A 6,500-nucleotide genomic window follows, 5' to 3' on the forward strand; every position below is an offset into this window, starting at 1 on the left:
TTAACTTCGAAGACCCTTGATGTCGCAGCCGACCAGCCGGCCATCAAGTGGGAAGATGTCTTTACTCCGGCGCGGGCCGTTACCTACGATCTGATTCGGAGCCAGGACCCGGCCTTGGCCGAGGAACTGCATGACCGGGGATACGCCGGGAAATCACTGCGTCCACTCGGTGTCTCGCCTCCACATTTCCGGGACACACGGAAGCCCCGCGGTGTCTATGCGACCTCCGGCGATGGTTCTCTCAGACCACCCGCAGTTCGCCGATCGCCTGAGCCATAACCTGCGGCACAAGGCCGACCTGCTCGGCCTGCCGTCGGACGTGGACGTCGAAGTCGTCTCCGCTGGACCTCCCCGGAAATTTCTGGTACAGCGGGCGCCGCGGCACGGCAGCACCGCCGCCGTGCGCATCAAAGGGGACGTAATGAAGTAACAAATACGTGATCGAGAGCATCATCGCAGGTCACAGGCCTGTGGAGGGTTCGAAACGCGCAAGTTATTTCATTTCGACTCCAAAGCAGACGCCGCCCTGCTGGACGCCATTTATGACTGGGGCCTGGGACTGGCGACCAACCAGGGGTTCGGATGGATTCGGTAGCATGTCCGTAACCGGCGCAGTCCCCGTCACGGCCAACAATTTATTGCTGTTGACCGAGCATCCGTTGCAGCGGAGCGGAGCTCGGTCGATCGCCGTTCTCGCCGGCCGGGAAAATGTTGAGGACGTTACCGGAGAGGACCTGGGCAGGGTAGCCGAACAGATCGTCACGGACGTCGTTCAGGCCGCGATCGCCGGCAAGGATTATCTCGCCTACGACTGGTGGAAAATCCTCTTCGCAATGTATCCGAACGCGAAACCCACCCCCGCCAGGCGGACCCGGGACCGGGCCGAGCTGACCGCGGAGGTGAAGGAGTTCTTCGCGCCGGATCGGGCCGACGACGCGCTACCGGCCGTGTGCCTTCTGCGAGGGCCCCACCGACGTCCTCTGGGCGAAGTCGAACCTGCCGATGTTCGACACCACTCCGATCCGACGGGTGATGATCCCTATTCGTCGTTCTGGTCTACGACACGGCGGCGGAACGCAACCCCTAGGCGTTGCGCACGTGCCGCAAGTACCTGCACTGGGTGCAACGCAGTGTCTTCGAGGGCGAACTGTCGGCCGCGCAGTATCGTGCGCTGGTGACCACGCGGCGCGGCCAGCCTGATCTCCTTTACGGCAACATCCGCCGGGGCACGGGACGCCCCGCCCGCCCTGGCACCGGGAGCTGAGAACCGCCTGAACCCACCGGTCGGTGAAGCTCGGTGGAACCATCGGTCGGTTTTCGCTCAGGCGTGCGGCACGGTGCCGCAGGACGCCGTCGACGCGCCCCGGTAGCCGGTGAGGAAGGCATCGCGGCGCTGCCCGCGCCGACCCGTGCGTCCAGGTCTCCAGGTTGACCTGGCCGGATGCCCTGACCTGAATCCGGTCGTCGCCGACGGCCTCCGCCCCGCCGAGCGCCTGGTCAAGGTCGGCCTCGCCGATGGTGACGTTCCCGCCGGTGTTCGCGAGGGTGCTCCAGACCCCGGCGTAGCAGTCGGCCTGCAGTTCGAGCTGCACGCTGAGCTCGTTCTCCCGGGACGGGGTCCGCCCGCTGTGCCTGCCGCACCCGCGCCTCGGTCCCGGTCAGCGTCTGCAGATGGTGCCCGACCTCGTGCGCCACGATGTACGCCTGCGCGTAGCGTCCCTCGGCGCCGAAGTCGCGCTGGAGCTGGGCGAGGAATCCGAGATCGATGTAGACCTTGCGGTCCGGCGGGCAGTAGAATGGCCCGACCTGGGCAGACGCCACGCCACAGCCGGTCTGGACGGCTTGGGAGAAGTAGACCAGGCGGGGCTTGGTATACATCTGGCCGTTCCGGGCGAACTGAGCGGTCCAGACCTCATTGATCTCGTTGAACGCCTTGAGGACGAAGCGGTCGTCGTATTCATCGATGGCCGCGGCGGTGTTGCACCGCTGCGCGAGGTCGCCCGACGACTGCCCGGGCTGCGACAGGGGTGCCGTACCAGCGTCGGTACCACCGCCGAGCACCGTCACCACCAGGTAGATGAGCAGACCGACGATGCTCACCCCACCGCCACCGACAGCGATCCCCCTGCCGAGACCACCACCTCGCCTGTCCTCGAGCTCGGATGTGTCGACCGACGAGTCGTCGAACTGCATGACCTGCCTTCCGCCTTCCCCTTCTCCCCGGGCATGACCGGTCAGCCGGGTTCCGCAGGCAGTATGTCCATGCCGATCGGCTCTCGAATCTGGACCCGTCGGCTCTCGCGCCCGGCCCGGCCGACGTCACGACCGACACCGCACCAGCCGGGAACCCGTAGTCGATTCATGACACAAAGCTGTGGGGGGTAGGCGCGTTTTCGGGGCCCAGAAGCGTGACTACCCCCCCATATTTCGGCCGGGCCGGGCCGGGCCGGGCCAGGCCCGGGGCCGGGCCGGCTCAGGCGGGTCGACCGAACTGGCGAGCGAGCCGCGTCTGGTCGAAGTACAGCCGGTTCTCGGTGATCAGGCCGCGCTCGACCCGGTAGACCTCGACGACACGCAGGTTGATCCGACGTCCGGTGGGCGCGAGCTCCGTCCCGTCCGGGTCGCGGTAGACGCCGACGTGCGTCGCGGTCAGCGTGTACTCCTCGACCACGATCTCGCCCTGCTCGGCCAGCACGTGGGTATCGACGTCGATCTCACCGAAAGCCGCCAGGAAGGCGGCGCTGTACTCGGCGCCCGCCGCGCGCCCCTTGATCCGCACCCCGCCCGGTGCCTCGACGACCAGGTCCTCGTCGAGCAGCGACAGCACCGAGGCCTCGTCACCGAGGTCGAAGGCGTCCAGCGCGCGCTTCACCGTGTCCAGCGCCTCTCCCACGTGACATCCTCCAGGCTTGCCTGCCGCACACACCGTCCAGAGGGCGATCATCCCACCACCGGGCCGGTTCCCGACGGGAAACCGGACGTCCGGGAGGACGTCAGACGCTCGTGGTCGAGCCGGGACGGATGATCATCAGAACGGTGACGATCACCCAGAGCAGGCTGAACACACCGGCCGCCATCGCGAGACCGCTCGTGCGGGCGCGCGCCGCGGCCGCGTCCATGGCCACTGCGCCACCATCCATGGCCACCGCGCCTCCGTCCTGCACACGGTCGGGGACGGCCGGGGATCCGGCGACGATCTCGTCGAGGACGCCACGCTGTCCGGGCAGCACCACGATGAGGAGCACGACGGCGGCCACGCTGGTCAGCGCGATCGCGACGATCAACCAGTTCTGCCCAAGAACCCCCAGGCTCTGCGCGGTGAAGAACCCGAAGATCGGCACGACGAGGCCGAGCGCGGAGTAGACGCCACAGATTCGGTGCAGCACGCGGACAATCCCGGCAGCGCGCTCGTCGCCCGGGGAGGTCAGCGCCAGGCGCGCAGCCGGGGCGAACATGCTGGCGGCCACGGTGATCGGTCCGATCGCGAGGATCGCGGCCAGAACATGCACGCTGAGCAGAAACTTGGTCACGGTATGCCTCTCAGGATCGGCCCAGGATCGGGCGCGGACGGTCTGGATACGGATCCGGTGGCACCGCGCCCACGCCTCGACGCTAAGGTCCGGGCGGCTCGACGCCCTAGCCGCCCAGACACCATCATCCTTCCGAGACTGGCCGATCCCACCCCGTCACTGGCCGCGGGCGCGCGCGGCACCCGGACCGAGCGGTCACGCCGGCAGCGCAGATGAGTAGTTCCGCACCGCCGCGTCCACTCGCTCCGCCATCTGGTGGATGATGGTTCCTGCGCGTAACCCGCCTTGTGCCGTGCGTCTTCAGGAGGCTTTCGGTATGCCTTTGCAGGCTGCTATTCGGCTTGATGTTCGGCTTCTCGTACGGATTGACGACCGCGTTCTCCTCGCTCGCCCGCCGGGAGAAGCCTGGCATGTCCTTCCGGGCGGTCCGGTGGCGGCGGGAGAGAGCACGGACGACGCTCTCGAACGGCAGGTAGGCCGCCTCGCCGGCCCTCGGACGGTCTCCCGGCAGTTCATCGGCGCGGTCGAGCACGACGGAACCGTCACCGGCCACTCACCTGAATCCGCAACCGATCACGTGCTCAGTATCATGTTCGCCGGCTTCTGGCCGCCCGACATTCCGACGCCGTCACGCTGGGGAGAGCACACGCTGGTTCCGGTGAACATCGACGTGCTTCTCGCGACACGCCTGCGCCCGCTATCGATGGCCGAGGTGGTACGTCGCTGGCTCGCCGAAGGCTGGCCGCTCTGGCGCGGCCTCGATCCCGCCGTCGACAACCGGCGGCTGCCCTCCCTGGCCTCACTGCGCGCGCAGCTGTTCGCCCGGCGGGAGGAGCTGCGCAGCCTCACCTTCCGGGACGCCGCCGTGGCGATCTGTGCCCTCGTCACCACGGCCGACGGCCACATCGATCCGGCGGAACGCGAGGGGCTACTCGGCTTCATCGCTACGGATCCGGTGATGTCCCAGTTTCCCGAACAGGACGTGGAGCGGCTCTTCGATGGACATCTGAGCCGTCTCACCGCAGACTTCACCGCCGGCAAACAGGCCGCGCTGGCCGACATCGCCAAGGTGCGGGGGCGGGTGGCGGAAGCCGCCGCCGTGGTGCGCATCGGGCAGGTGATCGGCCTGGTTGACGGCGAGTTCGTCGCCAGCGAGCGGGCCGTGGTGCGGGAGGCCGCCCTCACCCTCGGCCTGAACGCCGCCGAGTTCGCCCTGTGAGGGGCGAGCCGGCGCCGGTTGAACGACGTCGCCGGCCCGGCCGCTCATGACCTCCTCGGCTGGCCTTCCCGGCTGACCTCCTCGGCGCGGCACCGATCGCGGCGGCACCGGTGGGGACCGCCGCCGGTCAGTTCTCCTTCTTGATCTCGAACCAAGACAGGATCCTGCCTCCGAACTTCAGGTCACCATTAATCTTGATCTTTCTGGTGAGGAAGAGCTTGGCCCCGCTGGCTTGACCGGAGACCACCCGAACGAAGCGGACACGATCCGTGACAATGGTCAGCGTCTGCTCCCCCGCGGATTCACTCGGGGTCCCGGCGGCAGGCGGTGTCGCCAAAGTGCAGACACCGTCGGCGACCCGCAGCTCGTAGGTGCGCACGGCGCCGCCCGGTCCACCGTTGAGCACGAATCGGACCAGAGCGTTCTCTTCCTGTGCCTGCTCTGGCCGGAAGGTGTCGCGCATCTGCCGGAAGACCTCGTCCAGCACCGCGTCACCAGCCGGCCCACCCAGCAGGTCGGAGACCTCACGCTCCGACATAGCGGGCAGACCGCTGACGAGTTTCGCCGGGTCGGCCGTGGGATCGACAGCAAGGTCGGACATAGCCACACTCCTTTGCGTTCGTGTTGGCGTTCGTGGGCGGCAGCCTGTCGGCAGCACGCACGAGCACGCTAGCGAAGACGACACTGCGGCGGTTCCGTGGGCGACACAACCGGAATGTCGCGCGTGACGCCCCAGCCCACAGACGCCCCAGCCCACGGACGGCGCGGCCCACCGGCGGGTCACTATCGTGGCCAAGGTGGTCACTCCCACACTTCGACGCGTCGAAATCGACGGGCGCCCCGTTCCCCCCGATGATCCACATCGCCTGGCCCTGCTCCCCCACGGCCACTTCACCGTGCTGCAGGTGCGAGCCGGTCGGGCCCGGGGCCTGCGGTGGCATCTCACCCGGCTGGATGAGGCGAACCAGGAGCTCTACGGCGAGCCCCTGGACGGCGCGCTGGTTCGCCACCGCATCCGGCAGGCACTGTACGCCACCCAGACGGCCGCTACCGGCTCCGAGGCCACGGCGACAGCCGCCACCGCGGTGGATGCCACGGTCCGGATTGTCGTCACCGAGCGGCCGGACGGCGCAGGGGTGCGCGTCATCGTCGCGATCGGCGAACCGGCAACCATGCCGACCACCCCCCAACGGCTGCGGTCAGTGCCGTACCTGCGCCCGTTCGCCCACCTCAAGCATCTCGGGACGTTCGCGCAGATCCAGCACGGCCGGCTCGTCCGCCGTGACGGCTACGACGACGCCCTGTTGACCGCCCCCGGCGGGCTCGTCGCGGAGGGCGCAATGACCAACATCGGTTTCTTCGATGGCAACATGATCGTCTGGCCGGACGCTCCCGCCCTGCGCGGAGTCACCATGACGCTGTTGGAGCAGGCACCGGCGGACGGCGGCCCGCCCAGCGTACGGGCCCCCGTGCGACTGGCGGACCTGGCAGGCTTCGAGGCCGCCTTCGTCACCAACTCACGCGGGATCGCGCCTGTCCGGGCCATCGACGGCCACCTCTTCACGGGATCCGAATGGCTCATGACGGCGCTTACCCGTCGCTACGACGCGATGCCATGGGGTCCGATCTGAGCCAGGTCGACGGCGTCCCGCACGCCCGGGTGCTCCTGCGGACGGCCGGAGGACCACGTCCACCCGGCCTTATGTCCACCCCGGTCTTACATCCACCCCGGCCTTATGCTGTAAACATTC

At 68.2% G+C, this 6,500-nt stretch carries 7 protein-coding genes and 2 pseudogenes; 4 read left to right on the plus strand and 5 right to left on the minus strand.

What is annotated here, in order from left to right:
* Positions 1-241: 241 nt before the first annotated feature.
* The gene (locus tag ACY5KJ_RS16165) at positions 242-454 is read right to left on the minus strand and encodes a hypothetical protein (RefSeq protein WP_462188927.1); all 213 of its coding nucleotides are present in this window, start codon (positions 452-454) and stop codon (positions 242-244) included.
* On the opposite strand from ACY5KJ_RS16165, the gene ACY5KJ_RS16170 reads away from it, so the two are divergent.
* Both ACY5KJ_RS16170 and ACY5KJ_RS16175 read left to right on the plus strand, forming a co-directional pair.
* Complete coding sequence (locus ACY5KJ_RS16170) at positions 434-595, plus strand: CRISPR-associated endoribonuclease Cas6 (protein ID WP_462188934.1); 162 nt, start codon at positions 434-436, stop codon at positions 593-595. The genes ACY5KJ_RS16165 and ACY5KJ_RS16170 overlap by 21 nt on opposite strands.
* 495 nt (positions 596-1,090) lie before the next feature.
* Positions 1,091-1,222, plus strand: a pseudogene (locus ACY5KJ_RS16175) (CRISPR-associated endonuclease Cas2); the annotation flags it as partial.
* Positions 1,223-1,321: 99 nt separating this feature from the next.
* Here ACY5KJ_RS16175 and ypfJ read toward each other — a convergent pair.
* The 3 genes and pseudogenes from ypfJ to ACY5KJ_RS16190 form a co-directional block, all read right to left on the minus strand.
* Positions 1,322-2,193 (minus strand): annotated as a pseudogene (gene ypfJ / locus ACY5KJ_RS16180) (KPN_02809 family neutral zinc metallopeptidase).
* 280 nt (positions 2,194-2,473) lie between these two features.
* The gene (locus ACY5KJ_RS16185; protein ID WP_462188928.1) at positions 2,474-2,893 is read right to left on the minus strand and encodes an ester cyclase; all 420 of its coding nucleotides are present in this window, start codon (positions 2,891-2,893) and stop codon (positions 2,474-2,476) included.
* Positions 2,894-2,993: 100 nt separating this feature from the next.
* Positions 2,994-3,530 carry a hypothetical protein gene (locus ACY5KJ_RS16190; RefSeq protein ID WP_462203749.1) on the minus strand — a complete coding sequence of 179 codons (537 nt, stop codon included), beginning with the start codon at positions 3,528-3,530 and terminating at the stop codon, positions 2,994-2,996.
* Positions 3,531-3,846: 316 nt separating this feature from the next.
* Between ACY5KJ_RS16190 and ACY5KJ_RS16195 the strand changes: the two genes are divergently transcribed.
* Positions 3,847-4,749: a TerB family tellurite resistance protein gene (locus ACY5KJ_RS16195; RefSeq protein WP_462203750.1), complete on the plus strand. Its 903-nt coding sequence runs from the start codon at positions 3,847-3,849 to the stop codon at positions 4,747-4,749.
* Positions 4,750-4,876: 127 nt separating this feature from the next.
* Here the strand turns inward: ACY5KJ_RS16195 and ACY5KJ_RS16200 are convergent, their stop codons facing one another.
* Positions 4,877-5,350, minus strand: coding sequence for an SCP2 sterol-binding domain-containing protein (locus ACY5KJ_RS16200; RefSeq protein ID WP_462188932.1), 474 nt, complete (start codon positions 5,348-5,350; stop codon positions 4,877-4,879).
* A gap of 187 nt (positions 5,351-5,537) precedes the next feature.
* Here ACY5KJ_RS16200 and ACY5KJ_RS16205 point away from each other — a divergent pair, with 187 nt between their 5' ends.
* Positions 5,538-6,380: an aminotransferase class IV family protein gene (locus ACY5KJ_RS16205; RefSeq protein WP_462203752.1), complete on the plus strand. Its 843-nt coding sequence runs from the start codon at positions 5,538-5,540 to the stop codon at positions 6,378-6,380.
* The last annotated feature ends 120 nt before the right edge of the window (positions 6,381-6,500 follow it).

The organism is Frankia sp. CcWB3 (genome assembly GCF_977927595.1).

Coding starts and splice junctions, on each gene's coding strand:
- ACY5KJ_RS16200 (WP_462188932.1), bottom strand. CDS start 5,350: ATGTCCGACCTTGCTGTCGATCCCACGGCCGACCCGGCGAAACTCGTC.
- ACY5KJ_RS16165 (WP_462188927.1), bottom strand. CDS start 454: ATGATGCTCTCGATCACGTATTTGTTACTTCATTACGTCCCCTTTGAT.
- ACY5KJ_RS16195 (WP_462203750.1), top strand. CDS start 3,847: ATGCCTTTGCAGGCTGCTATTCGGCTTGATGTTCGGCTTCTCGTACGG.